The organism is Streptomyces sp. NPDC006393 (assembly GCF_040628575.1).
In the GTDB taxonomy this organism is placed as follows: domain Bacteria; phylum Actinomycetota; class Actinomycetes; order Streptomycetales; family Streptomycetaceae; genus Streptomyces.
Genome location: NZ_JBEXZD010000017.1, coordinates 1 through 25249 on the forward strand (window position 1 = coordinate 1; position 25249 = coordinate 25249).

Annotated in this window: 21 protein-coding genes and 1 pseudogene; 12 read left to right on the forward strand and 10 right to left on the reverse strand. The window is 71.9% G+C overall.

The genetic code is table 11. From position 1 onward, the window contains the following. A pseudogene (locus tag ABZ484_RS10560) lies at positions 1 to 100 on the forward strand (IS481 family transposase); the annotation flags it as partial. Between the two features lie 22 nt (positions 101 to 122). Here ABZ484_RS10560 and ABZ484_RS10565 read toward each other — a convergent pair. Beyond that, entirely contained in the window at positions 123 to 551 is a 429-nt protein-coding gene (locus ABZ484_RS10565) for a Rieske (2Fe-2S) protein (protein ID WP_358865505.1), read from the reverse strand. Between the two features lie 264 nt (positions 552 to 815). Between ABZ484_RS10565 and ABZ484_RS10570 the strand changes: the two genes are divergently transcribed. Continuing rightward, positions 816 to 1868, forward strand: a complete 1053-nt coding sequence (locus tag ABZ484_RS10570) for a LacI family DNA-binding transcriptional regulator (RefSeq protein ID WP_358865506.1) — start codon at positions 816 to 818, stop codon at positions 1866 to 1868. After that, positions 1865 to 2776, forward strand: a complete 912-nt coding sequence (locus tag ABZ484_RS10575) for a carbohydrate kinase (protein ID WP_358865507.1) — start codon at positions 1865 to 1867, stop codon at positions 2774 to 2776. Before ABZ484_RS10570 ends, ABZ484_RS10575 begins: the two co-directional genes overlap by 4 nt. A gap of 109 nt (positions 2777 to 2885) precedes the next feature. On the opposite strand, the gene uvrA is transcribed toward ABZ484_RS10575, so the two are convergent. Next, a complete protein-coding gene (uvrA, locus tag ABZ484_RS10580) occupies positions 2886 to 5939 on the reverse strand; it encodes an excinuclease ABC subunit UvrA (protein WP_358865508.1) in 3054 nt (1017 codons plus the stop codon). Positions 5940 to 6173: 234 nt separating this feature from the next. Between uvrA and ABZ484_RS10585 the strand changes: the two genes are divergently transcribed. Beyond that, a complete protein-coding gene (locus tag ABZ484_RS10585) occupies positions 6174 to 6860 on the forward strand; it encodes a maleylpyruvate isomerase family mycothiol-dependent enzyme (protein WP_358865509.1) in 687 nt (228 codons plus the stop codon). Positions 6861 to 6980: 120 nt separating this feature from the next. Then, positions 6981 to 7637: an MBL fold metallo-hydrolase gene (locus ABZ484_RS10590; protein WP_358865510.1), complete on the forward strand. Its 657-nt coding sequence runs from the start codon at positions 6981 to 6983 to the stop codon at positions 7635 to 7637. Positions 7638 to 7878: 241 nt separating this feature from the next. Here ABZ484_RS10590 and aroQ read toward each other — a convergent pair whose 3' ends face one another. The 7 genes from aroQ to ABZ484_RS10625 form a co-directional block, all read right to left on the reverse strand. Beyond that, on the reverse strand, positions 7879 to 8352 hold the full coding sequence (gene aroQ / locus ABZ484_RS10595) for a type II 3-dehydroquinate dehydratase (RefSeq protein ID WP_358865511.1): 474 nt from the start codon (positions 8350 to 8352) through the stop codon (positions 7879 to 7881). A 104-nt stretch (positions 8353 to 8456) separates the two neighbouring features. Beyond that, on the reverse strand, positions 8457 to 9557 hold the full coding sequence (locus ABZ484_RS10600) for an ionic transporter y4hA (protein ID WP_358865512.1): 1101 nt from the start codon (positions 9555 to 9557) through the stop codon (positions 8457 to 8459). Between the two features lie 79 nt (positions 9558 to 9636). Further along, positions 9637 to 10641 carry a TerC family protein gene (locus tag ABZ484_RS10605; RefSeq protein ID WP_358865513.1) on the reverse strand — a complete coding sequence of 335 codons (1005 nt, stop codon included), beginning with the start codon at positions 10639 to 10641 and terminating at the stop codon, positions 9637 to 9639. 258 nt (positions 10642 to 10899) lie between these two features. Further along, entirely contained in the window at positions 10900 to 12894 is a 1995-nt protein-coding gene (locus ABZ484_RS10610) for a TerD family protein (protein WP_358865514.1), read from the reverse strand. Positions 12895 to 12961: 67 nt separating this feature from the next. Beyond that, complete coding sequence (locus ABZ484_RS10615; protein ID WP_358865515.1) at positions 12962 to 13540, reverse strand: TerD family protein; 579 nt, start codon at positions 13538 to 13540, stop codon at positions 12962 to 12964. A gap of 172 nt (positions 13541 to 13712) precedes the next feature. Continuing rightward, positions 13713 to 15869, reverse strand: coding sequence for an excinuclease ABC subunit UvrB (gene uvrB, locus ABZ484_RS10620; protein WP_358865516.1), 2157 nt, complete (start codon positions 15867 to 15869; stop codon positions 13713 to 13715). Between the two features lie 64 nt (positions 15870 to 15933). Continuing rightward, positions 15934 to 16803, reverse strand: coding sequence for an MHYT domain-containing protein (locus tag ABZ484_RS10625; RefSeq protein WP_358865517.1), 870 nt, complete (start codon positions 16801 to 16803; stop codon positions 15934 to 15936). Positions 16804 to 17083: 280 nt separating this feature from the next. Between ABZ484_RS10625 and ABZ484_RS10630 the strand changes: the two genes are divergently transcribed. The 5 genes from ABZ484_RS10630 to ABZ484_RS10650 all read left to right on the forward strand — a co-directional run bounded on the left by ABZ484_RS10630 (position 17084) and on the right by ABZ484_RS10650 (position 21966). Beyond that, a complete protein-coding gene (locus ABZ484_RS10630) occupies positions 17084 to 17986 on the forward strand; it encodes a glycerophosphodiester phosphodiesterase family protein (protein ID WP_358865518.1) in 903 nt (300 codons plus the stop codon). 49 nt (positions 17987 to 18035) lie between these two features. Next, on the forward strand, positions 18036 to 18599 hold the full coding sequence (locus ABZ484_RS10635; protein WP_358865519.1) for a methylated-DNA--[protein]-cysteine S-methyltransferase: 564 nt from the start codon (positions 18036 to 18038) through the stop codon (positions 18597 to 18599). Positions 18600 to 18772: 173 nt separating this feature from the next. Continuing rightward, the gene (locus tag ABZ484_RS10640; protein WP_358865520.1) at positions 18773 to 19678 is read left to right on the forward strand and encodes a pseudouridine-5'-phosphate glycosidase; all 906 of its coding nucleotides are present in this window, start codon (positions 18773 to 18775) and stop codon (positions 19676 to 19678) included. 83 nt (positions 19679 to 19761) lie between these two features. Further along, positions 19762 to 20667 (forward strand): sugar kinase, encoded by a 906-nt coding sequence (locus tag ABZ484_RS10645; RefSeq protein WP_358865574.1) that lies wholly within the window; start codon positions 19762 to 19764, stop codon positions 20665 to 20667. A 171-nt stretch (positions 20668 to 20838) separates the two neighbouring features. Next, positions 20839 to 21966, forward strand: a complete 1128-nt coding sequence (locus ABZ484_RS10650; protein WP_358865521.1) for a magnesium and cobalt transport protein CorA — start codon at positions 20839 to 20841, stop codon at positions 21964 to 21966. A gap of 54 nt (positions 21967 to 22020) precedes the next feature. Here ABZ484_RS10650 and ABZ484_RS10655 read toward each other — a convergent pair whose 3' ends face one another. Beyond that, the gene (locus ABZ484_RS10655) at positions 22021 to 22653 is read right to left on the reverse strand and encodes a uridine kinase (protein WP_358865522.1); all 633 of its coding nucleotides are present in this window, start codon (positions 22651 to 22653) and stop codon (positions 22021 to 22023) included. Between the two features lie 65 nt (positions 22654 to 22718). Between ABZ484_RS10655 and ABZ484_RS10660 the strand changes: the two genes are divergently transcribed. Both ABZ484_RS10660 and ABZ484_RS10665 read left to right on the forward strand, forming a co-directional pair. Then, positions 22719 to 23486, forward strand: a complete 768-nt coding sequence (locus ABZ484_RS10660; protein ID WP_358865523.1) for a DUF2293 domain-containing protein — start codon at positions 22719 to 22721, stop codon at positions 23484 to 23486. 198 nt (positions 23487 to 23684) lie between these two features. Further along, positions 23685 to 25172 (forward strand): glutamate synthase subunit beta, encoded by a 1488-nt coding sequence (locus tag ABZ484_RS10665; protein WP_358865524.1) that lies wholly within the window; start codon positions 23685 to 23687, stop codon positions 25170 to 25172. The last annotated feature ends 77 nt before the right edge of the window (positions 25173 to 25249 follow it).

Genomic DNA, 25249 nt, shown 5'->3' on the forward strand with positions numbered 1-25249 from the left:
AGACTTCCTGCACACCTACAACCATCACCGTTGCCACACCGCACTCGGCGGCCACCCACCGATCAACCGCGTGAACAACGCTTCAGGTCAATACACCTAGCCGGCCCGCGGGGGTGGGCCGGTCAGGCTCCGGGGCCCGCGACGATCTTGCCGCCCCGCGCGTGCACCGGGAGTTCGGCGAGCGGCTCGGTGGCCGGGGACTGCACCACCTTGCCGGTCGCGGCGTCGAACCGGCTGCCGTGGCAGGGGCAGATCAGGGTCGTGTCCTGGAGCTTGTTGATCGGGCATCCCGCGTGCGTGCAGATCGTGCTGAACGCCTTCAGCGTGCCGCCCGCGTCCCGGCTGACGACCACGTTGTGGTCCCGGTACAGCTTTGCTCCGCCCTCGGGGACCTCGCTCTCGGGGCCCAGGTCGACCGGGGCCGTCGGGGTGGCCGGGGCCGAGGCGCCGCCGCCCTCGGGTCCGCAGGCGGCGAGCCCGAGCCCGGCGACGGGGGTGAGGGCCGCTCCTCGGAGGATCGTACGGCGGCGCGCGGACGGACGGCCGGGCATGGGGAACTCCACTGGTCGCAGGGTTGTGCACGCCGACGATACCCACCGCGCCGAGAGGCCCGGGAGCGGGGTCCGCGGGACGTAAACGTTTGCGCAAGCGTTTACGTCTGGCGCGGAATGGGATACGGTCCCGGCCACGAGGCCACGAGGCCCGCACGACGGCATGACGGTTCGGCAGCGCGGCAGCGCGGCAGCACAGTACGAGCCTCCTTGCGGCGGTGGTGCGAGGCAAGGGCCGCACGGCGGTTCGGGGAGGGGAGCGCGATGCCGACCATGGCCGATGTGGCGCGCAGCGCCGGAGTCTCCGTGGCGACCGTCTCGCATGTGCTGAACGGCACCCGTCCGGTGCTGCCGCACACCCGTCAGGCGGTGCTGGACGCCGTGGAGGAGCTCGGCTACACGCCCAACGGACTCGCCCGATCCCTGGTCACGTCCCGGACCCGGTCCATCGGACTCGCGGTGTCCGCCATCAGCAACCCGTACTTCACGGAGATCCTCCAGGGAGTCGAGTCCAGCGCCCTGGAGCACGGCTACAGCCTGCTCATCGCCGACCCGCACGACGACCCCGCGCACGAACGCAAGGTAGTGCAGCTCCTGCACGAGCGCCGGGTGGACGGTGTGATCGTCGCGCCGTCCGCGCATCCGCGGGAGCTCGTCGCCTACCTCACGCGTCACGCCGTACCGGCCGTGTTCCTGGACCGCCTGGTGCGCACCGGCGCGGACGCCGGAGAGCGGGAGGCGCCCGGCTTCGACCAGGTCTGCGCCGAGAACGCCGAACCGACGGCCGGACTCGTCACCCACCTCGCCTCCCTCGGGCACCGCCGGATCGGCCTGGTCGCGGGCCTGCCCGGCCTGAGCACGACCAGCGAACGGATCAGCGGGTTCCGCCACGGCCTGGCCGCCGCCGGTCTCCCCCATGACGAACGGCTCGTGGTGCACGGCGACTCCTCGGCGGACGGGGCGGAGCGCGCCACGGCGTCCCTGCTGTCCCTCGCCGTGCCGCCCACCGCCCTCGTCACGGCCAACAACGCGATGACCATCGGCGCCCTGCGCGCGCTGCGCGAGCGCGGCCTGTCGGTGCCCGGGGACATGGCGCTGTGCTGCTTCGACGACTTCGACTGGGCCGACCTGTTCTCCCCGCGGCTGACCGCCGTCGCCCAGCCCGGCAGGGAGCTCGGCGCCCGGGCCGTACGGGTGCTGCTGGACCGTCTCGCCGAGCCGGACCGGCCCGCCCGCACCGTGCGCCTGCCCTGCACCTTCGTCCACCGCACTTCCTGCGGCTGCCCCGCTCGGCCCGAGAAAGGAACGGACACGTGATCGTCGTCGCCGGTGAGGCCCTGATCGACCTGGTACCGCGGGGCGCGGGCGCCCTCGCGGACCTCAAGCCGGCGCTCGGCGGCGGCCCCTACAACACGGCCGTCGCGCTCGGCCGCCTCGGCTCCCCCACGGCCTTCTGCTCCCGCACGTCGAACGACGCCTTCGGTCAGGCCCTGCTCGACGGGCTGCGCCGGGCGGGGGTGGACGTCTCCGGTGTGCAGCGCGGCGGGGAGCCGACCACGCTGGCGGTCGCGACGGTCGGCACCGACGGCTCCGCCGCGTACTCCTTCTACGTCGACGGGACCGCCGACCGGCTGTTCAGCATGCCCGCCGCGCTGCCCGCCGGGACCCGAGCGGTGTCCTTCGGCACCTGCTCGCTGGTGCTGGAGCCGGGTGCGAGCGCCTACGAGGAGCTGATGCGGAGCGCGGCCGTCCAGGGCGTGTTCACCGCGCTCGACCCGAACATCCGGGCCGGGCTGATCCCGGACGCGGACGCCTACCGGGCCCGTTTCCGCGGCTGGCTGCCCTCGGTCACGCTGCTGAAGCTCTCCGAGGAGGACGCGCGGTGGCTGGGTGGCACTCCGCGCGAGTGGCTGGCCGGCGGGCCCTCGGCCGTGGTGATCACTCACGGGGGCGACGGGCTCACCGCGTACACCCGGGACGGCGCGGAGCACTCCGTGCCGGGCGAGAAGGTCGACGTCGTCGACACGATCGGCGCGGGCGACACCGTGAACGCGGCCCTGCTGCACGGCCTGGCCGCTCGGGACGCCCTGTCCCCGGAGGGCCTCGCGGGCCTCGGCGCCGCGGGCTGGACCCGGCTGCTGCGGTTCGCGGCGCGGGCGGCCGCGGTCACCTGCTCCCGCGCGGGTGCGGAACCGCCGTACGCGTCCGAGGTGGGCGAGCCGTAGCGGCATACGGCTGGGCGCCCCCGGGGTCGGACCCGTGGGGCGCCCAGCTCTTCGCCCTGTTCGCCGCAGCTGTTCGCGCGCCCGTACGCGCTCGTACGCGCGCGTCCGGTCAGGCCTTGCGGGCCCGCGCGGTCTTCTGTGCGGGCACCGTCTTCTTCGCGCCCGCGGCCTTCTTGGTCGCCGTGCCGTCGGCGGCCTTGGCCGTGCTCGTCCGGGTCGTGCTCGCCCGGGCCGTACGCGTCCGCGGGGTCGCGGAGGCTGCCGCCACCGCCTTGCCGACGGCCTTGCGCGGGGCCTTCACCGGCTCGGCGTCGCTGATCCGGTCGGCGCCCAGGATCTCCCGGAGGAACTTGCCGGTGTGGCTGGCCGGCACGCCGGCGACCTCCTCGGGGGTGCCCTCGGCGACGACCAGACCGCCGCCGGCGCCGCCCTCCGGGCCCATGTCCACGATCCAGTCGGCGGTCTTGATCACATCGAGGTTGTGCTCGATGACGATGACCGTGTTGCCCTTGTCGACCAGGCCGGAGAGGACCTTCAGCAGCTTGCTGATGTCCTCGAAGTGCAGACCGGTGGTCGGCTCGTCCAGGACGTAGACCGTGCGCCCGGTGGAGCGCTTCTGCAGCTCGCTGGCGAGCTTCACGCGCTGGGCCTCACCGCCGGACAGGGTGGTCGCGGACTGGCCGAGCCGGACGTAGCCGAGGCCGACGTCCTTCAGGGTCCTCAGGTGCCGGGAGATGGCCGGGACGGCCTCGAAGAAGTCGGTCGCCTCCTCGATGGGCATGTTCAGCACGTCGGCGATGGACTTGCCCTTGTAGTGGACCTCCAGCGTCTCCCGGTTGTAGCGGGCGCCGTGGCAGACCTCGCAGGGGACGTAGACGTCCGGCAGGAAGTTCATCTCGATCTTGATGGTGCCGTCGCCCGCGCAGTTCTCGCAGCGGCCGCCCTTGACGTTGAAGGAGAAGCGGCCGGGCTGGTAGCCGCGGACCTTCGCCTCGGTGGTCTCGGCGAACAGCTTGCGGATGTGGTCGAAGACTCCGGTGTACGTCGCCGGGTTGGACCGGGGGGTGCGGCCGATGGGCGACTGGTCGACGTGCACCACCTTGTCGACGAGGTCGTCGCCGTCCACCCGTGTGTGCCGCCCGGGCACGTTGCGCGCGCCGTTCAGCTCGCGGGCCAGGTGCGTGTACAGGATGTCGTTGACCAGGGTCGACTTTCCGGAACCGGAGACACCGGTGACGGCCGTGAAGAGCCCCAGCGGGAAGGACACGTCGATGTCCTGGAGGTTGTTCTCCCGGGCTCCGTGCACCGTGAGCCGGCGGGACATGTCGCGCGGGCGCCGGATGTCGGGCACCGGGATCGACTTCTTGCCGGCCAGGTACTGCCCGGTCTGCGACTCCGCGTTGGCCAGCAGCTCCTTCAACGAGCCGCTGTGCACGACCTTGCCGCCGTGCTCACCGGCGCCGGGGCCGATGTCGACGACCCAGTCGGCGACCTTGATGGTGTCCTCGTCGTGCTCGACGACGATGAGCGTGTTGCCCATGTCGCGCAGCCGGACCAGGGTCTCGATCAGCCGGTGGTTGTCGCGCTGGTGCAGGCCGATGGACGGCTCGTCCAGCACGTACAGGACGCCGACGAGGCCGGAGCCGATCTGGGTGGCCAGGCGGATGCGCTGGGCCTCGCCGCCGGAGAGCGTGCCGGCCGCGCGGTTCAGCGAGAGGTAGTCCAGGCCGACGTCGACCAGGAACCGCAGCCGCTCGTTGACCTCCTTGAGCACGCGCTCGGCGATCTTCTTGTCGCGGGCGTCGAGCTTCAGCCGGCGCAGGAAGTCCGCGCAGTCGCTGATCGACATCGCGGAGATCTCGGCGATCGACTTGCCCATGAGCGTGACCGCGAGGACCACCGGCTTGAGGCGGGTGCCCTCACAGGTCGGGCAGGGCACCTCGCGCATGTAGCCCTCGAAGCGCTCGCGGCTGGCGTCGCTCTCGGCCTCGCTGTGCCGGCGCTTGACGAAGGGCACGGCGCCCTCGAAGGGCGTGGTGTACACGCGCTCGCGCCCGTACCGGTTGCGGTAGCGGACCTCGATCTGCGTCTTGTGGCCGTACAGCAGGGCCTTCCTGGCGCGCTGCGGCAGGCCCGCGAAGGGGATGTCCGTGCGGAAGCCGAGGGCGTCGGCGAGGGCGCCGATCAGGCGGCCGAAGTAGTCCTTGGTGTGCCCGTGCGACCAGGGGTGGATGGCGCCCTCGTCGAGGGTCTTCTCCTCGTCGGGGACGATCAGCTCCGGGTCGACCTCCATGCGCGTGCCGATGCCCGTGCACTCGGGGCAGGCGCCGAAGGGCGAGTTGAAGGAGAAGGAGCGGGGCTCCAGCTCCTCGAAGGACAGGTCGTCGTAGGGGCAGTAGAGGTGCTCCGAGTACATGCGCTCGCGCTCGGGGTCGTCCTCGGGGAGGTCGACGAAGTCGAGCACGACCATGCCGCCGGACAGTCCGAGGGCGGTCTCCACCGAGTCGGTCAGGCGGCGCTTGGCGCTGTCCTTCACCGTGAGGCGGTCGACGACCACCTCGATGGTGTGCTTCTCCTGCTTCTTCAGCGTGGGCGGGCTGGAGAGCTGGACGGTCTTGCCGTCCACGCGCGCGCGGGAGTAGCCCTTGGCCTGGAGGTCGGCGAACAGGTCGACGAACTCGCCCTTGCGCTCGCGCACCAGCGGCGACAGGACCTGGAAGCGGCTCCCCTCCGGCAGCTCCAGCACCTTGTCGACGATGGCCTGTGGCGACTGGCGCGAGATCGGGCGGCCGCACTCGGGACAGTGCGGCTTGCCGATGCGCGCGAAGAGCAGCCGGAGGTAGTCGTAGACCTCGGTGATCGTGCCGACCGTCGAGCGCGGGTTGCGCGAGGTCGACTTCTGGTCGATGGAGACCGCTGGGGAGAGACCTTCGATGAAGTCGACGTCGGGCTTGTCCATCTGGCCGAGGAACTGCCGGGCGTACGAGGAGAGCGACTCCACGTAGCGGCGCTGGCCCTCGGCGAAGATGGTGTCGAAGGCCAGGGAGGACTTGCCCGACCCGGACAGGCCCGTGAAGACGATGAGCGCGTCCCGAGGCAGGTCGAGCGAGACGTTCTTCAGGTTGTGCTCGCGCGCGCCACGGACGATGAGACGGTCGGCCACGCCGGTCCGCACCTTTCTTGAGAGAAGTGACAGGGGCGGGGCCCCCGTGCTTCTTCAGACTAGGGGGAGCCACTGACAACGCCGGGTGGGATTCCCGGATCCGCCTGGATAGTCAACAAACCCCGGCTCTCCAGCATGCCCGACGCCAGGATCGACCTTATAGCACGTGCATTCGATTTACGGCCTCGGTTCGCCGCCTTCACCCGAACGTGTGCCGCGGCTAGGGTCAGGCCCATGATTGATCACGCTCGTGACCTGGCCTCTGTACAGGACGCCACCGACCGACTGCTCGACGCGGTCGCCAAACTGGACAACGCGGCTGTGACGGACGAGTCACGGCTGCCCGGCTGGACCCGCGGCCACGTCCTCGCCCACCTGGCCCGCAACGCGGACGCGCTCGTCAACGTCCTGGAGGGTCGTCCCATGTACGCCTCCGCCGAGGCCCGGGACACGGACATCGAGCGGGACGCCCCGCGCGACCTCGACGCCCAGGTCTCCGACGTGCGCACGAGCGCGGCCCGGTTCCAGGAGGTCGGAGAGGTGCCGGCGGACTGGTCGCGCACCGTGGAGCTGCGCAACGGAGTCACCGACTCCGCCTCCCGGGTGCCGTTCCGGCGCTGGGTGGAGGTCGAGCTGCACCATGTGGACCTCGGTATCGGCTACGAGCTGGAGGACGTTCCGGCCGAGTTCGCGGAGCGGGAGATCGACTTCCTCGCGCAGCGGTTCTCGGGCCACCCGGATGTGCCGCCGACCCGGCTGACCGACGGCACGCGCGCGTGGAGCACGGGCCGGGAGGCGGCCGAGCCGGCGGTCACCGTCACCGGAGCCCCGGCCGACCTGCTGGGCTGGCTCGCCGGACGGCGCGACGGCTCCGCGCTCACGGTGGCCGGCGGCGCGCTTCCCGCCCTCCCCCCGCTGTAACGCCCGGACCCGTGCCCGGAGCCGTGGCGGCAGTACAGCGCCCTGGGTGCGGCGTGCGGACGGTCCCGGGGCCTTCGCCGCGGACGGCCCCCGGTGCCCTCCCGCTATAGGCTGACGGCCATGACGTACAGCGGAGAGGTGACGGTCGGCGGCCCGGCGGACGTGCACGAGCTGAAGGACCTGATGATCACCAAGATCGCGGTCGGCCCGATGGACAACAACGCCTATCTGCTGCGTTGCCGGGCCACGGACGAGCAGTTGCTGATCGACGCGGCCAACGACGCTCACACGCTGCTCGGCATGATCGGTGACGACGGCATCGCGTCCGTCGTCACCACCCACCGGCACGGCGACCACTGGCAGGCGCTGGCCGAGGTGGTGGCCGCCACCGGCGCGCGTACGTACGCGGGCCGGGAGGACGCCGAGGGCATCCCGGTGCCGACCGAGGTCCCGGTCGACGACGGCGACACCATCCGGGTGGGGCAGGTGGAGCTCACCGCGCGCCACCTCGTGGGGCACACCCCGGGGTCGATCGCGCTGGTCTACGACGACCCGCACGGGCACCCGCACGTGTTCACCGGCGACTGCCTGTTCCCCGGCGGCGTGGGCAACACCCACAAGGACCCGAAGGCGTTCGCCCGCCTGATCCACGACGTCGAGACGAAGATCTTCGACGCGCTCCCGGACGAGACCTGGGTCTACCCCGGACACGGCAACGACACCACGCTGGGCGCGGAGCGCCCGCATCTGCCGGAGTGGCACGCGCGCGGGTGGTGAGCCGCGCGGGGGCCTCGCGCACCCCGTGTGAAGCCTTCGCACGCGCGGGCCGTACGCGTGCGCTCCCCCCGCGGTCCGCCGCGCGGTCAACTGGTGGCAGCCCCGCGCAGGATGACGGCTCCTGGGGCGGCACGGGCCGCCGGTCCTCATTCCCCGCCCTCGACCGGCGGCCCGGCCCGACCGGCCCGGCCCGATGCCGGAGCGCGGTCCGACGTCAACGCCCCGGCCCGCGCCAAGACGTCTACGCCTCGGTCTGGCCCGCGCCGGCCAGCGTCGCCACCCGCTCCACCGCGAACGCGTATCCCTGCACTCCGCAGCCGGCGATGACGCCGTCGGCGCGCAGCGAGACGTAGGAGTGGTGCCGGAACGACTCACGCTGGTGGATGTTCGAGATGTGCACTTCCACCACCGGCAGGCCGTCGCAGGTGTTGAGGGCGTCCAGGATGGCGACGGAGGTGTGGGAGTAGGCGGCCGGGTTGATCACGATGCCGCAGTGGTTCAGCCGTGCCTCGTGGATCCAGTCGACGAGCTCGCCCTCGTGGTTGGACTGACGGAAGTCCACCGTGCCGCCGCGTGCGGCGGCCGCCTTCGCGCACAGGGCCTCGACGTCCGCGAGCGTGTCGGAACCGTAGATCTCCGGCTGCCGCTGCCCCAGCAGGTTCAGGTTGGGGCCGTTGAGGATCATGATCGGGGCGTGGGCCAGGGTGCGGGGCACGGTTCCTCCGGGTCCGTTCGGGTACGGCCGTGCATCGACGACCGCTGCTCGGGACCCGGTCTATCACGGCACGCCGGCCTCGCCGCCAGGGGTGGCGGCCTGGCCTAGGGGTTGATCGCCAGTTCCAGGTACGCCGCGAAGATCACCAGGTGGACTCCGCCCTGGAGCGGGGTGGCCCGGCCCGGGACCACGGTCAGCGAGGCGACCACCACCGTGAGCAGGAGCAGCAGCATGTGGGTGGATCCGAGGCCGAGGACGAGCGGCCCCGAGAGCCACACGGAGGCCAGCGCGACGGCCGGGATGGTCAGGCCGATGCTGGCCATCGCGGATCCGAGGGCGAGGTTGAGGCTGGTCTGTACGCGGTCGCGCCGGGCGGAGCGCAGTGCGGCGATGGTCTCGGGCAGCAGCACGAGCAGGGCGATGATCACGCCGACGACGGCGTGGTGCAGCCCTGCCGCGGCCACCGCGGACTCAATGGTCGGCGAGACGCCCTTCGCCAGTCCGACCACCCCGACGAGCGCGAGGCCCAGCAGTGCGAGGCTCGTCCAGGCCTTGCGGGCGGTGGGCCGCTCCGCGTGGCTGTCGCTGGTGATCACCTCACCGTGCCGGGTGATGGGCAGGAAATAGTCACGGTGGCGCACGGTCTGGGTGGCCACGAACAGGCCGTAGAGGATCAGTGAGGACAGCGCCGCGAAGGTGAGCTGGATCCCGGAGAACTGCGGTCCCGGCTTGCTGGTGGTGAACGTCGGCAGCACCAGGCTGAGGGTGGCCAGGGTCGCCACGGTGGCGAGGGCGGCGCCGGTGCCCTCGGCGTTGAAGACGGCGATGCGATGGCGGAGCGAGGCGACGAGCAGGCTCAGCCCGACGACGCCGTTGCAGGTGATCATCACGGCCGCGAACACCGTGTCCCGGGCCAGGCTCGCGCTCTTGCTGCCGCCGTCCACCATGAGGGTGACGATGAGGGCGACCTCGATGACGGTCACGGCGATGGCGAGGACGAGGGAGCCGAAGGGTTCGCCCACGCGATGCGCGACCACTTCGGCGTGGTGCACGGCGGCCAGCACCGAGCCGGCGAGGACCACGGTGACCAGCACGACGACCGCGGCGGGCAGGCTGCGTCCCCAGGTGAGGATCAGCAGGACGATCGCGAGCACCGGCACGACGGTCGTCCAGGCCGTGCTGTACGCCCTGAGCCGCGTGATCATGCTGCGATCGTCGCACCGGCCCGCCGGCTTCGCATTCCGGTGCTCGGACGCGGTGCGCCGTCGGGCCGGTGCGTGCTGGTCAGGCATCGACGCTGTCCTTGAGGGCACCGTCTGCCTGCTGTTCGCGCACCTCCTCCGCCACGGCCTGTTTCCTGGAGGCCATGAGGCTGGTGATCGTGGTGACGGCGAGGACGGCGCAGATCACACCGAGGGAGACGGGGATGCTGATCTCCGGGACGTGGACGCCGGACTCGTGCAGTGCGTGCAGCACCAGCTTGACGCCGATGAACCCGAGGATGACGGACAGGCCGTACGACAGGTGCACCAGCTTCTTCAGCAGGCCGCCTATCAGGAAGTACAGCTGCCTGAGGCCCATCAGGGCGAAGGCGTTGGCGGTGAAGACGATGTACGGGTCCTGGGTCAGGCCGAAGATCGCGGGGATCGAGTCGAGGGCGAAGAGCACGTCGGTGGTGCCGATGGCGAGCATCACGACCAGCATCGGCGTCATCACGCGCTTGCCGTTCTGCCGGAGCCACAGCTTGGTGCCGTGGTAGCGGTCGGCCACGCCGAAGCGGCGCTCAGCCGCCTTGAGCAGTTTGTTCTCCTCGAACTCCTCGTCCTCCTCCTCGGACCGGGCCTCCTGGATGAGCTTCCAGGCGGTCCAGATCAGGAAGGCGCCGAAGAGGAAGAACACCCACGAGAAGCTGGCGAGGATCGCGGCACCCGCGGCGATGAAGGCGGCCCGCAGCACGAGGGCTATGAGGACACCGACCAGCAGCACCCGCTGCTGGTACTGCGAGGGCACGGCGAACTTCGCCATGATCAGGACGAAGACGAAGAGGTTGTCGACGCTCAGCGACTTCTCGGTGATGAAGCCGGCGAAGAACTCCCCGGCAGGCTGCCCGCCGCCGAAGACGAGCAGGCCGAGCCCGAAGAGGCAGGCCAGGGCGATCCAGACGACGGTCCAGATCCCGGCTTCCTTGATCGACACGTCGTGGGGTTTGCGGCCGATGAAGAAGTCGACCGCGATCAGGGCGGCCAGTCCGAGGATGGTCAGGACCCACAGGGTCACGGAAACTTCCACTGCGCCTCCGGCGAGTACGTACGGCAAATGAGTCAGCGTCGTCGCTGCCGGAGGTCTCTTCCACCCGGGACGGGCCGACGCCCCGGGATCTGGCCTGATCCGTATTGACGGGTACGCCGCAGCAGACAGGGAGTACTCCCCTCCGTGCCGACGACCATACCCGAATCACCAAGGAAAGGTAAAGAGCGAGGTAAAGAAAAGGCCAACTCACCTGGTCAGGGTAGCTTTACCTAGTCTTGATCCGCTGTGGGTCCGCAGTCACCGGTGCCCGTCACGCCGGGCCCTCGCCACCTGCGCGAGCACCTGTTCGAGCACCTGGCTGCCCGGTGGCACCAGCGGCGGCTCGTACGTCCAGGCGTGCCCCACCCATGGGTCGGCGAGGTGGTCGTCGGCGACCGGTGTGAGTCGCAGCAGCGAACGCCACAGCGGGTCGAGCAACGGTCCGTAGGCGGCGGCATCCTCCCGGTCGGCGACCATCATCAGGTGAACGCCGACGGCCGGGCCCTCGTCCGCCAGATAGCGCAGCCGGGTCACGGCGCGGTCGTCGAAGCCGTGCGGGAAGTCGTTGACGATCAGCAGCTGCTCGGAGGTGTCGAATCCCGGCGGCAGCGCGTCGGGGGCGCCGCCGCGCACGGCCATCTGCACCAGGTCGACCCGCTCGGTGAGCCGGCTCAGCACGTCCGTGACACCCGCGGCGCCGGCCGCGGGCGGGCCCGCGAGCACTCCCGTCCGCACCAGTGGCGCCAGCGCCTGCGCCGCGGACCCGGCCGGGTCGATGACGTGCACCGCGAACTCGCCCGCCGGGTGGATGGCGAGCAGCCGGGCGGCGTGTGCCACGGCCGCGTCCATCGCCAGGCGCCGCAGTCGCCCGGCGTCGGCGAACGTCTCGTCGGGCATCTGGGAGCGGCCGCTGTCGATCCACAGGCCGCGTTCCAGCGGCAGCCGGACCAGCATGGGGATGCGCAGGGACGGCTTCTCGGGCAGGTGGAGATCGCCGAGGCGCACGGCCATCGGGATCTCCATCGGCACCCGGTAGCCGTGCCAGACCGGGTTGTCCCAGCCCGCGTACGCGGGTGGCAGCGCGGGTTCGACCACCTCCGACTCGGCGGTGAGCTGCGCGAGGTCGCGGTCGAGGGCCGCGCCGGCCTGGTCGACGAGCTGGGTGTGCCGGGCCTGGGCCGCCTGCCGTGCGGCGTCGCCCTGCCCGCCCATCCGGTTGCGCGGGTCGGACAGGGCCTGGTCGAGTTCCTTCTCCCTGCGGGACTCGGCGAAGTCGACGGCGCTGCGGTAGGCGGCCGTGGTGCGTGCCAGGTCCTCGAACATGCCCCAGACCTGGTTGTAGAGCCGCTCCTCCATGGACCACCCGGTCGCGTCCCCGGCGACGGGCTGCGCGGGCCGGTCCGGCGGGGTGGGGGGCGCGGCCGGCGGGGGCGGCGGCGGAGCCGTCGTCTGCCGCCGGGGGTGGGAGTAGTCGATCGGCCCGCCCGCGGGCGCCGTCGGCTGCGGTCCGGCCGCCGCGTCCGGCGCTCCGGTCGCGCCCGGGTACGGGGGCTGCTGCGGGCCGCCCGCCGGATACGGCGGCCGCGGTGCCGGCTGCGCGGGGGTGTCGGGGTCCTGGTCCCCTCCGGGGGCCGGGCCGGCGGGCTGCCGGGAACGGCCGGCGTCAGCCGTGCGCGGCGGAGGGGCGGACACCGAGCGGGCCAGGTGGCGGGCCACGGCCTCGTCGACCGTGCTCGCCAGGTGGTGGGCCTGGGGCAGCCCCTGGTCGGTGAGGAGTTCGGCGAGGCCCCCCGCGTATCCCTGGCCGACCGCGCGTACCTTCCAGGCGTCCTGCCGGCGGTAGAGCTCCAGGGCGATCACCGCCGCCTCGGCGTCCAGGCCGGTGACGGTGTAGCTGGCGAGTTCGGTGCCGTCCAGGCCGGTAACGGCCACGAACGGGGCGGCGACCGCGCCGAACCGGGTCGGGCCGTGGATCCCGCCGGGCAGGACGAGCAGCACACTGACCCGGTGCACCGCTTCCGGTATCGCGCCCAGGTCGACGGCGAGCCGGTGGTCGGCGGCCGGCTGCCGGGACACCTCGAGGCCGGGCAGGACGGGGGCGCCGGGGTGGGCCACCCCGTCGGCGCCGCGCACCTTGCCGTTCTCGTCGGCGGTCGTGGCGGCGGCCACGACCGGTGTGCCTGCCGAGATCCGGATCTCGAGGCGGGCCTCGGAGAGCGGGTGGTTCTGCCCCCGCACCAGCTCGGCCGTCATCGCCTTGTCCCCCTGTGCCTGTGCCGTTTCCTGTGCCGTCGTGCGCTGCAGCGCCGGCCGTGCCGTCCTACAGGTGCGGGAGGATCGCCGGCATGAGGTCCTGGAAGGTGCGGCCGTTGGCCGGGACGCCGAGGGCCGTCATCGTCCAGCCGGTCCCGGCGCGGTGCACCTTGGCCATGACCTGAGCGGTGACGTTGCCGCCGCCGGCCAGGGTGTAGCGGGCGAGTTCCTGGCCGTTGGTCTCGTCGACCAGGCGGCAGAACGCGTTCTGCACCTCCTGGAAGGTCTGGCCGGTGAAGGAGTTCACGGTGAAGACGATCTGGTCGATGTGCACCGGAACGCGCTGCAGGTCGACCAGGATCGCCTCGTCGTCGCCGCCCTGGCCGGCGCCGCCGACGAGGTTGTCCCCGGTGTGCCGCACGGAGCCGTCGTCGCTGACCAGGTGGCGGAAGAAGACGACGTCGACCGGCTGCTTGTCGGCGAACAGCACCGCGGAGGCGTCGAGGTCGATCTCGCGCGTACGGGAGCCGAACAGGCCGCGGCGGGGCGCCGCCTGCCAGCCCAGACCCATACGGACCGCGTTCAGGCTGCCGCCGTCGTTCTTCTGCAGGCTGATGGCCTGACCCTTGGTCAAGTTGACGGTCACGGCTGATTCCCCTCTCGAACTACTCCCCGGCTGCCGCGCGTTGCGCGGTTGATCAGCACCCTACGCAGGGGCACTGACATCGCCGCACCCCGGTCCGCACATTGTGGCGGTCTTGCAACACAGCGCGTACGGAGGTGCCCGCGCCGGGCCGGGCGCGAGCACCTCCGGGGGGTCAGGCCAGGCCCGCCTCCCGCATCTGGCGCAGTTCCTTCTTCATCTCGGAGACCTCGTCACGCAGCCTGGCCGCGACCTCGAACTGGAGCTCGGCCGCGGCGGCGCGCATCCGCTCCGTCATCTCCTCGATCTGCTCGGCGAGCTGCGCGGCGGGACGGTCGGTGGGCACCGTCTCCTTCGCCCTGCCCTTGGCGGACTTGCCGGGCTTGGCCGCCTTGGCGGCCTTGCCCGTCTGGTCGCCGAGCGACGGCACCGGGGCCTTGGCGCCCTTGCCGTCCTTGGTCTTGCGGTAGCCGGTGCCGAGCAGCTGCTCGGTGTCGACCTCCTCACGGGCGATCTGCGCGACGATGTCGTTGATCTTCTTGCGCAGCGGCTGCGGATCGATGCCGTTGGCCGTGTTGTAGGCGACCTGCTTCTCCCGGCGGCGGTTGGTCTCGTCGATGGCCTTCTCCATCGCCGGGGTGATCTTGTCGGCGTACATGTGGACCTGGCCGGAGACGTTGCGCGCCGCTCGGCCGATGGTCTGGATGAGCGAGGTGCCCGAGCGCAGGAAGCCCTCCTTGTCGGCGTCCAGGATCGCCACCAGGGACACCTCGGGCAGGTCCAGGCCCTCGCGCAGCAGGTTGATGCCGACCAGGACGTCGTACTCGCCGGAGCGCAGCTCGCGCAGCAGCTCGACACGGCGCAGGGTGTCGACGTCGCTGTGCAGATAGCGCACCTGGATGCCCAGTTCCAGGAAGTAGTCGGTGAGGTCCTCGGCCATCTTCTTGGTGAGCGTGGTGACCAGGACGCGCTCGTCCTTCTCCACCCGCGTCCGGATCTCGTGCACCAGGTCGTCGATCTGGCCCTCGGTGGGCTTGACGACGACCTCGGGGTCGACGAGGCCGGTCGGGCGGATGATCTGCTCGACCTGGCCGTCCGAACGCGAGAGCTCGTACTGCCCCGGGGTCGCCGACAGGTACACCGTCTGGCCGATGCGTTCCTGGAACTCCTCCCACTTCAGCGGGCGGTTGTCCAGGGCGGAGGGCAGCCGGAAGCCGTGCTCCACGAGGGTGCGCTTGCGGGAGGCGTCGCCCTCGTACATCGCGCCGATCTGCGGCACCGTCACGTGCGACTCGTCGATGACGAGCAGGAAGTCGTCCGGGAAGTAGTCGAGCAGCGTGTTCGGCGGGGTGCCGGGTGCGCGGTCGTCGAAGTGCATCGAGTAGTTCTCGACACCGGAGCAGGTGCCGATCTGGCGGAGCATCTCGATGTCGTAGGTGGTGCGCATGCGCAGCCGCTGGGCCTCCAGCAGCTTGCCCTGCTTCTCCAGCTCGGCCAGGCGCTCCTTGAGCTCCTCCTCGATGCCGCGGATGGCCCGCTCCATGCGTTCGGGACCGGCGATGTAGTGCGAGGCGGGGAAGACGTACAGCTGCTGGTCGTCGCTGATGATCTCGCCGGTGATCGGGTGCAGGGTGGACAGCGCCTCGATCTCGTCGCCGAACATCTCGATGCGGACGGCCAGCTCCTCGTAGACCGGGAAGATCTCGACGGTGTCGCCGCGCACCCGGAAGGTGCCGCGGGTGAAGGCCATGTCGTTGCGCGTGTACTGGATGTCCACGAAACGGCGCAGCAGCTCGTCCCGGTCGATCTCCTCGCCGACCTTGAGGGGCACCATGCGGTCGACGTACTCCTGCGGAGTACCGAGGCCGTAGATGCAGGAGACGGAGGCGACCACGACGACGTCGCGGCGGGTGAGCAGCGAGTTGGTCGCGGAGTGGCGCAGCCGCTCGACCTCCTCGTTGATCGAGGAGTCCTTCTCGATGTAGGTGTCCGACTGCGGGACGTAGGCCTCGGGCTGGTAGTAGTCGTAGTACGAGACGAAGTACTCGACGGCGTTGTCCGGCAGCAGTTCGCGGAACTCGTTGGCCAGCTGGGCGGCCAGGGTCTTGTTCGGCGCCATCACCAGCGTCGGGCGCTGGAGTTTCTCGATCATCCACGCGGTGGTGGCGGACTTGCCGGTACCGGTGGCGCCGAGCAGGACGACGTCCTTCTCGCCCGCCTCGATGCGCCGGGCGAGCTCGGCGATGGCCTGCGGCTGGTCGCCGCTGGGCTGGTAGGGGCTGACGACCTCGAAGGGCGCCACCGTGCGTTCGATGTGGGAAACGGGCCGCATGCCATCAACCGTACGACCCGCCACTGACAACCGGTCCGGGCCTGCGGTTTCCCCGGGGGTGCGGTCAGCGGTTCTGCGGGGTGCGCGAGGTGCGCCGGACCGCCGTCCGGCGGAGGCGGGTCACCGGGCGGTGGGCGGAGTGCGCGACCAGTTCGGGGGCCGGTACGCCCGGCTTGTGCTCCACCGGCGTCCAGTCGGGCTTGCCCATGACCATCATCGGGTCGAACATCACGACGGCACCGGCCAGCAGCAGGAAGGCGAGCGGGCCGATCAGCATGGGCGCGAGCAGGGCGGCCGGCGACTCTCCCGGGGCGCCGCCGCCGGCTTCGTGCACATGGACGCTGAGGGCGGCCATACCGGTGTAGTGCATGCCGCTGACGGCGAGACCCATCACCAGGCTCGCGCCGACGCTCCACAGGAAGCCCCTGACCTGGCCGGCCGCCCACAGGGCGGCGGTCGCGGCGACGACGGCTATGACGACGGAGGCGGCGACGGTGAGGGTGTTGTACTGAAAGGTCGCGTCGAGCCACATGCCCGCCATGCCGAGGTAGTGCATGGAGGCGACGCCCAGACCGGTGATCGTGCCCCCGGTGAACAGGGCCGAGCCGGTCGCGCCCCTGTAACCGACGATGAAGATCCCGACGCCCACCATGACGATGGCGAGGGCCAGGCTGGCGTACGTCGTCGGCCTGTCGTAGTGGATCGGCGCCCCCTTCACGGTGAAGCCCATCATGGCGACGAAGTGCATGGTCCAGATGCCGGAGCCGATCGCCGCGGACCCGAGGGCGAGCCAGCCGGGGCGCCAGCTCTGGGCGACGAGCAGGGCGCGGGTCGTGCAGCGCAGACCGAGGGCCCCGCCCAGGCAGGCCATGAGGTAGGCCACCAGCGGCGTGACGAGCCCGTAGCTGAATCCGTCGACCGTGCCGTCGTGCATGCGCGGCTGCCCTTCCGCCCTGTCGAGTGCCTGAATGTGGTGACGTCGCCCCCGCCTCCCGACCGTCCCCACGGTCAGGGTTGACGCAGAGAGTATGACCCGCACCGGAAGGGTCGAACGACATTCCGGCAAAGAAACACGACCTTGCCGCAGATGTGCGGCACCGGTGTGTGGACTCGGGCAACACCGTTCAATCCGTGGCCGTCCTGCACCCGCCGGCCTCGTTGACTCTATGTCGTCACTCTTGTACTCAGGTGATCATCCGATGCGAGGAGTACGCATGCACGCGCGCGCAGTTGCCGTCACGACCACCGCCCTCCTGGGAGCCATGGTGCTGTCGTCCGCTTCCGAGGTCCGGGCGGCCGGGAGCCGTGGGCGGCCCCTGGTCGTCGCGCATCGTGGCGCCGGCGCCTACGCTCCGGAGAACACCCTTCCCGCCATCGACAAGGTGGCGGCGCTCGGCTTCCGCTGGGTGGAGAACGACGTGCAGCGCACCAAGGACGGCGAGCTCGTCGTCCTCCACGACGACAGTCTGCGGCGCACCACGAACGTCGAACAGGTCTTCCCCGACCGGGCGCCGTGGAAGGTGAAGGACTTCACCGCCGCCGAGATCGCGCGGCTGGACGCGGGCAGCTGGTACTCCCCCGCGTACGCGGGCACGCGCGTGCCGAGGCTCGACCAGTACATGCGCCGGGTCGAGCACAACCACGAGAAGCTGCTTCTGGAGATCAAGAACCCCGGGCTGTACCCGGGCATCGAGCGGCAGACCCTCAGAGTGCTCGGCGCGCGGGGCTGGCTCGACCACCGGCACCTGGCGAGCCGTCTGATCGTCCAGAGCTTCAGCGCCGACAGCGTGCGCGCGGTCCACGACCTCGCGCCCGGGGTCAGGACCGCCTTCCTCGGCCGGCCGTCGGAGGGCGACCTGGCCCGGTACGCGGGCTTCGCCGACCTGATCAACCCCTCCCACGGCACGCTCTCCGCCGAGTACGTCACCGCCGTCCACTCGTTCACCGGACCTCACGGCAAGCCGATGAAGGTGTTCACCTGGACGGTCGACGACGCGTCCCGGGCCCGGACCCTCGCCGGCTACGGCGTCGACGGCATCATCACCGACAAGCCGGACGTGGTGCGCACGGCCCTGCCCGCCGCCAAAGCCCCGGCCGCACCCTTCCTCGTCGGATGAAGGCGCAGGTCGGCACGCGTTGTCAGAGGCAGGCCGTACGGTGGGCCGCATGAACAGCCAGGAGCGGGAAGCACACAGCGAACGGCGGGTCGTGTGGGCCGTGGCCACCACCGGGATCGGCCCCCTGCTGCTCGCGGCGACGGAGGACGGCCTGGTCAACGTCGTGTTCCACGCCACCGACGCGGTGCGCGACGGGGCGCTGTCCCGGCTGGCGTCACGGCTGGGCGCCGAGCCCGTCGAGGCGCCCGGATCCCCACTGCTGGCGGAGGCCATACGCCAGCTGGAGGCGTACTTCGCGGGTGAGCGACGGGACTTCGAGCTGCCTTTGGACTGGTCCCTGATCTCGGGCTTCAACCGGCAGGTGCTGCGCGAGCTCGCGTCCGGGGTGCCCTACGGCACGGTCGTCGGGTACGGCGATCTCGCCGGGCGGGTCGGACAGCCCGGAGCCGCACAGGCGGTGGGCGTGGCGATGGGCGCCAACCCCCTGCCCGTCGTGGTGCCCTGTCATCGGGTCGTCGAGAGCGACGGGGGCATCGGCGGCTTCGGCGGCGGTCTGGAGACCAAGCGCGCGCTGCTCGCGCTGGAAGGGGTACTGCCCGAGCCGCTGTTCTGAGGCGCGGCGCCCTCTCGGCCGGGCCGTCTCCGCGGTGCCGCGTCGGTCGTCGTACCGTGCCTCGAAAACGTCCCGTCCGGGACGTTCCCGTCCGGGTCGGGCCCGTGCGGGGGTTTGACCGGGGGTGCGGCCCGCCAGAGATGAGGGAGGAGCGACAGACGGGAGACAGGCACGTGCTGGTGGTGTCCGAAGAGGTACGGGAGGCGCTCGCCGCGCGCCGTCCCGTGGTTGCCCTGGAGTCCACGATCATCGCCCATGGGCTGCCGCGCCCGCGCAACCTCCAGGTGGCGCTGGAGCTGGAGGACGCGGTACGGCGGGAGGGTGCCGTACCCGCGACGATCGCGGTGCTGGACGGGCGGCCGCAGGTCGGCCTGGACAAGGAGCAGCTGGAGCGGGTCGCGAACGAGGACGGGATCCGCAAACTGGGCCACCGCGACCTGCCGCTCGCCGTGGCCGCCGGAGCGAGCGGGGCGACCACGGTGTCGGCGACCGCGCTGCTGGCCTCCCTGGCGGGCGTCCGCGTGTTCGCCACGGGTGGGCTCGGTGGTGTGCACCGGCAGTGGACGGTCACGCAGGACGAGTCCGCCGACCTGGGGCTGCTGGCCCGGACCCGGATCACGGTCGTGTGCGCGGGGGTGAAGTCGATCCTGGACGTTCCCGCCACCCTTCAGCGGCTGGAGACCCTGGGAGTCGCGGTGGCCGGCTACGGCACGGACCGCTTCCCCGGCTTCTACCTCACCGACTCGGGCCATCCGGTGGACTGGACGCTGAGGACGCCGGAGGAGGTGGCGGAGGTCATGCGGGCGCAGAACACGCTGCGTGCGCCCGAGTCGGCGCTGATCGTCGCCAACCCGGTGCCCCGGGAGGAACAGCTCGATCCGGAGCTGCACGCGCGGGTGCTCGCCGCTGCCCTGCACGCGTGCGAGACACAGGGGATCACGGGGCAGGCGGTCACCCCGTTCCTGCTCGACCACCTGGTGCGCCACACCGACGGAGCCTCACTGCGCGCCAACCTCGCGGCCGTACGCGGCAACGTGCGCCTGGCGGCGCGCATCGCGGCGGCGTGGACCCGGATGTGACGGCGGGTACGGCGGGTACGGCGGCCGGCAGGGCGACCGCCGCGGGTGCGGGGCGCGGCGGGGACGGTGGCGCGGGTGGGGCGTTGCTGGTGGTGGGCGACGTGGTGACGGACGTCGTCGCGCGGCATCGCGGTCCGCTCGCCTCCGGTACCGACACGGCCGCCGCGATCCGGCTCCTGCCGGGTGGCGCGGGCGCCAACGTGGCCTGCTGGGCGGCCCGTCACGGGTGTCCGGAGGTACGGCTGCTCGGCCGGGTGGGCGCCGAGACGGCCGCCTGGCACGAGCGGGAGCTGGTGGCCTCGGGGGTGCGTCCACGGCTCGTCGTGGACCCGGACGCACCGACGGGAACGGTGGTCTGCCTGGTCGACACGGCGGCCGCCGCCGAACGCACGTTCCTCACCGACAGCGGGGCGTCGCTGCGGCTCGCCCCCGGCGACTGGTCGGAGACGCTGCTCGACGGGGTGGCCCGGCTGCACCTGTCCGGCTATCTGCTGTTCTCCGAGCCGGGCCGCTCGCTCGTGTCGGTGGCCGTCACCTCGGCACGCGCGCGGGGCGTGCCGGTGAGCCTGGATCCGGCCTCGGCCGGGTTCCTCGCCGCACTGGGCGTGGACCGGTTCCTGTCCCTCGTCGAAGGGGTGGACGTGCTCCTGCCCAGCCGCGACGAGGCCTGTCTGCTGACGGGCCTGCCCGATCCGGCGGACGCGGCGGCCAAGCTGAGCCGGCACGTCCCTGTGGTGGTGGCCAAGCAGGGCGCCGAAGGAGCGCTGGTGGCCCGCTCGGGCGCCGTGTGCGCCCGCGTGCCCGCCGTACCCGCGGTGCCTCGGGACACCACGGGCGCCGGAGACGCGTTCACGGGGGCGTTCCTCGCCGCGCTGCTCACCGGCGCCACGCTGGAGGCCGCGGCGGCGGAGGGCTGCCGGGCCGGAGCCCTGGCGGTGGAAAGAGTGGGCGGAAGACCTCCCCGGGACGCCGCCTCTCGCGGCCGCTGAGCCGGTGCTGCTGCTCCAGGCGCGAGGAGGCGGCGAGGCTGTCCACAGGCGGGAACAAAGCGGAACTCCCTGTTCCCACAGGCTTACCCGCCGCTCGCGCCGGCCTGGCAGACTGGCGCGCCACGGCGCAGTGAGCGCCGAACGCGAGGGGATCCACGCAAGGAGATCCAGATGTCCATGGCAGGGAATCTGCGAAGGGTGACGGGCCTCGGCAAGGTCGGCGGCCTCCGCAAGGTGGCGCGGCTCGGCCGCCGGCGCCGGCCGGTCGACCTGAGCCACCCCGCCCGGTCGCCGCTGGGCTCCTCGGTGGTGAACTGTGTGACGTACCGCGACGGCGTCCGGCTGCCGGAGACCGGCGATCTGGTCGAGGCCGTGGCACGCGTGCGCAAGAACCGCGACGGATTCGTCTGGCTGGGTCTGCACGAGCCGACCAGCCAGGAGTTCGCGGGCATCGCCGAGCTCTTCGATCTGCACCCGCTGGCCGTCGAGGACGCGATCGAGGCCCACCAGCGGCCGAAGCTGGAGCACTACGGCGAAACGCTGTTCGCGGTGTTCAAGACCGTCTGTTATGTCGAACACGAGCAGCTGACGGCGACGAGCGAGGTGGTGAACACCGGCGAGATCATGGCCTTCGTCGGCCACGACTTCGTGATCACGGTACGGCACGGACGGCACGGCTCGCTCGGTCCGCTGCGCGAGGAGCTGGAGTCCGATCCGCGGCAGCTCGCCAAGGGCCCGGCCGCGGTGCTGCACGCGATCGCGGACCACGTTGTCGACGACTATCTGAGCGTCACCGACTCGATCCAGGCGGACATCGACCAGGTGGAGATGGACGTGTTCGCGCAGAACGGCGCGCGCACCGACCCCGGACGCATCTACCAGCTCAAGCGGGAACTGCTGGAGCTGAAGCGGGCCGTCGCCCCGCTCGGCCGCCCGGTGGAGGACCTCGCCACCCGGCCGATCCGGGTGGTCGACCCGGAGATACAGGCCTACTTCCGGGACGTTCTGGACCATCTGATACGTGCCAAGGAGCAGATCGCGGTCTTCGACGAGATGCTCAACTCGATCCTCCAGGCCCATCTGGCGCAGGTCACCGTCGCGCAGAACGAGGACATGCGCAAGATCACGGCGTGGGCCGCGGTGATCGCCGTGCCGACCATGGTGTGCGGGGTGTACGGAATGAACTTCGAGCACATGCCGGAACTGCACTGGCGATTCGGATACCCGCTGGTCATCGGCGTGATCTCCACCGCCTGTCTGGCGCTGTACCGCGGCTTCAGACGCAACGGCTGGCTCTGACGGCGGCCGCGTCGGCTCCGGGACGGTCCCGGCCGCCGCGGGGCGCGACGGTGCTCAGCCGCTCCAGGCCGGATGGCGCGGGTCGTCGGCGCGGACCAGCACGTCCGCCGTACCGGCCGGGTCGATCTCGCCCTCGTAGCGCTCGAAGGCGGGCAGCGTCCAGTGCTCCGCCTCCGGGGTGCGGCGGCGCAGCGCGCCCGGGGTGAGGAGGACATGGACGCTCAGGTCGAAGGGGAACCAGTGCCGCAACAGGAGGGGACCGTGCAGCAACAGCAGCCCGCCGGGCGGGAGTCGGACGTAGGAACTGCGGGTGGCGCGGTCGGTGACCGGGTCCCTCAGATCGGGCAGGACACGGCCGTCCCCGCCGGCCTCCAGCGGGCCGAAGACCTCACGCCAGAGGGAGCCGGTGTCGAGCCAGCCGTCGTAGTACGACTCCACGTCCCGGTGGCCGTGCTCCAGCCGGACGGACGCCGGGCGCAGGAAGCCCTCCGCGCCCACGACCAGCGACGGCCGGCCCCGCACCCGCAGCGCCTGCGAGACGCGCTCGGCCAGGTCGCCCGGCCGGGCAGCGGGGGCGCCGTCGAAGGCGATGCGCGGCCAGGGGCTGCCGTCGCCCGGTTCGAGGTCGAGCAGCCGCTCGGCCAGGAGGTCGCCGAGCCGTTCCCAGGTGATCGCTTCGAGTCGCACACGGCCATGATGCGCCAGGGCGGAGTCCGGGTGCGGCGCGGAGAGCGCCGGGGAATGAACCTCGCATGGCGCTGCCCCCAACTCCCCCGCCACGCTCCGGCCTTCTGGTCATCCAGCCGCTGCGGCGCAAACACTGCGCCGGGTGCCGCCGGGGCCCGCTGCCCCTGCTGGTCCTGGAGGAGGGCGCGCCCCGTTGCCTGGACTGCGCCGACCTCGGGCACCTGGTGTTCCTGCCGCGTGGTGACACCGCGCTGACCCGCAGGTCGCGGGAGGAGAGCGCGCTGTCGGCGGTCGTGGTGCGGTTCAACCGGCGCAAGAGCCGCTACGAGCGGCAGGGCGTGCTCGTCGAGGAGGCGGCGCTCGCCCGGGCCGAGGCGCGGTGTCTGGCGGACGCCGAGGCCCGGCGCCGGCGCCGGGCCCGGGACACGCGGCGGCGGGCGGCGGAGGACGCGTGTTTCACGGACGCGTTCGCGGCGGAGATCCGGCGGTTGTTCCCCGGATGCCCGGCCGAGCGCGCCCGGGCCATCGCCGCGCACGCCTCGGTGCGCGGCAGCGGACGGGTGGGGCGCAGCGCGGCGGGACGGGCGCTGTCCGATGGCGCGGTCGTCTGGGCGGTGAGGGCGTCCGTACGGCATCTGGACACGCCGTACGACCGGCTGCTGATGGAGGGAGTGCCGCGGCACGAGGCACGCCGGCGGATAGCGGCGGACGTGGAGTCGGTGCTGGGGGCGTGGCGGGAGGCGGGGGCGGACGGGGGCCGGGGGCGGGAGGGGAGGGGGGCGGGGGCGGGCCCCCCGAGAAGGAAGGGGACGGCGGCAGGCTCCCCGAGCTAACCGAGGCCGCCCCGCCTGCGGAAAAGCCCCCCGCACCCGCCCTGCACGCGCGCCCCGGGAGACGTATCGTGGCCGGAAGAGCGCCGCCCGTGGACGCGCGAGAACGCGACGGGAACGCGAGGGACGCTCGAGCACCCACGAGCACCCACGAGAACACGAAAGAACGCGCGTACGCGCGAGTACGCAAGGGGGACGGCCATGGCCGATCCCAAGGGTTTCATGACCACGCCCCGCCAGGAGTGGCCCCGCAGGCCCGTCGGGGAGCGGGTCCGGGACTGGGACGAGGTGTACGTTCCGGGCGCCCTGCTGCCGATCATCAGCAAGCAGGCCGACCGTTGCATGGACTGCGGTGTCCCGTTCTGCCACCATGCCTGCCCGCTGGGCAATCTGATCCCCGAGTGGAACGACCTGGTCGCACGGGAGGACTGGCGGACGGCGAGCGACCGGCTGCACGCCACGAACAACTTCCCGGAGTTCACCGGCCGTCTGTGTCCGGCGCCGTGCGAGGCGGGCTGCGTGCTGGCGATCAACCAGCCGGCCGTCACCATCAAGAACGTCGAGTGCGCCATCGCCGACCGGGCGTGGGAGGAGGGTTTCACCCCGCCGCGTCCGCCGGACCGGCTGACGGACCGGACGGTCGCCGTGATCGGCTCGGGGCCGACGGGGCTCGCCGCCGCCCAGCAGTTGACCCGCGTGGGACACACGGTGGCCGTGTACGAGAAGGACGACCGGCTCGGCGGGCTGATGCGCTACGGCATCCCCGCGTTCAAGATGGAGAAACACCACCTGGAACGCCGGCTGGAGCAGATGCGGGCCGAGGGGACCAAGTTCCGTACGTCGACGGCGGTCGGGCGGGACGTCGGGGCGGCGGAGTTGCGTTCGCGCTACGACGCCGTGGTGATCGCCACGGGTGCCACCGCGTGGCGAGAACTGGACGTGCCGGGGCGTGGGTTGACCGGGATCCATCAGGCGATGGAGTATCTGCCGCTGGCCAACCGGGTGTGCGAGGGGGACATCGCGGTCTCGCCGTTGTGCGCGGCGGGCCGGCATGTGGTCATCGTGGGCGGGGGTGACACCGGGGCCGACTGCCTGGGTACGGCGGTGCGGGAGGGCGCCGCGTCGGTGACCCAGTTGGACATCTACGGCCAGCCCGGCACGGAGCGCGACGAGGACACCGAGCCATGGCCGACGTATCCGAAGATCTACCGGCTGTCGGCGGCGCACGAGGAGGCGGGAGTGCTGCGCACGGCGCCCGCCGCGGATGTCGACGCGCGGTTGTTCGCGGCGTCGACGCTGCGGTTCACCGGTGACGCGGACGGGCGTGTGCGCGAGTTGCGTCTGGTCGAGGTGGACGCGGAGCGGCGCCCGTTGCCGGGCACCGAGCGGAACCTCCCGGCCGACCTGGTGCTGCTCGCGCTCGGCTTCTCCGGGCCGGACCGGCGGGACGGGCTGATCGACCAGCTGGGACTCGACCTGGCGCCGCGCGGCACGCTCGCGCGCGGCGCCGGCTTCACGACGAACGTCCCCGGCGTGTTCGCGGCGGGGGACGCGGCGCGCGGGCAGTCGCTGATCGTGTGGGCGATAGCGGAGGGACGGGCGGTGGCGGCGGCGGTCGATCACTACCTGACGGGGAGCTCGCGACTGCCGTCGCCGATCGGGCCGTACGACCGGCCGATGGCCGTGTGACCGTCGCCGATCGGGCGTACAACCGGCCGATGGCCGTCTGACCGTCACCGATCGGGCCGTACGACCGGCCGATGCCA

Bases quoted from the DNA above. Each gene is read 5' to 3' on its own strand.
- ABZ484_RS10565 (WP_358865505.1), bottom strand. From the start codon at position 551: ATGCCCGGCCGTCCGTCCGCGCGCCGCCGTACGATCCTCCGAGGAGCG.
- ABZ484_RS10570 (WP_358865506.1), top strand. From the start codon at position 816: ATGCCGACCATGGCCGATGTGGCGCGCAGCGCCGGAGTCTCCGTGGCG.
- ABZ484_RS10585 (WP_358865509.1), top strand. From the start codon at position 6,174: ATGATTGATCACGCTCGTGACCTGGCCTCTGTACAGGACGCCACCGAC.
- ABZ484_RS10590 (WP_358865510.1), top strand. From the start codon at position 6,981: ATGACGTACAGCGGAGAGGTGACGGTCGGCGGCCCGGCGGACGTGCAC.
- ABZ484_RS10600 (WP_358865512.1), bottom strand. From the start codon at position 9,557: ATGATCACGCGGCTCAGGGCGTACAGCACGGCCTGGACGACCGTCGTG.
- ABZ484_RS10610 (WP_358865514.1), bottom strand. From the start codon at position 12,894: ATGACGGCCGAGCTGGTGCGGGGGCAGAACCACCCGCTCTCCGAGGCC.
- uvrB (WP_358865516.1), bottom strand. From the start codon at position 15,869: ATGCGGCCCGTTTCCCACATCGAACGCACGGTGGCGCCCTTCGAGGTC.
- ABZ484_RS10625 (WP_358865517.1), bottom strand. From the start codon at position 16,803: ATGCACGACGGCACGGTCGACGGATTCAGCTACGGGCTCGTCACGCCG.
- ABZ484_RS10630 (WP_358865518.1), top strand. From the start codon at position 17,084: ATGCACGCGCGCGCAGTTGCCGTCACGACCACCGCCCTCCTGGGAGCC.
- ABZ484_RS10635 (WP_358865519.1), top strand. From the start codon at position 18,036: ATGAACAGCCAGGAGCGGGAAGCACACAGCGAACGGCGGGTCGTGTGG.
- ABZ484_RS10650 (WP_358865521.1), top strand. From the start codon at position 20,839: ATGTCCATGGCAGGGAATCTGCGAAGGGTGACGGGCCTCGGCAAGGTC.
- ABZ484_RS10660 (WP_358865523.1), top strand. From the start codon at position 22,719: ATGGCGCTGCCCCCAACTCCCCCGCCACGCTCCGGCCTTCTGGTCATC.
- ABZ484_RS10665 (WP_358865524.1), top strand. From the start codon at position 23,685: ATGGCCGATCCCAAGGGTTTCATGACCACGCCCCGCCAGGAGTGGCCC.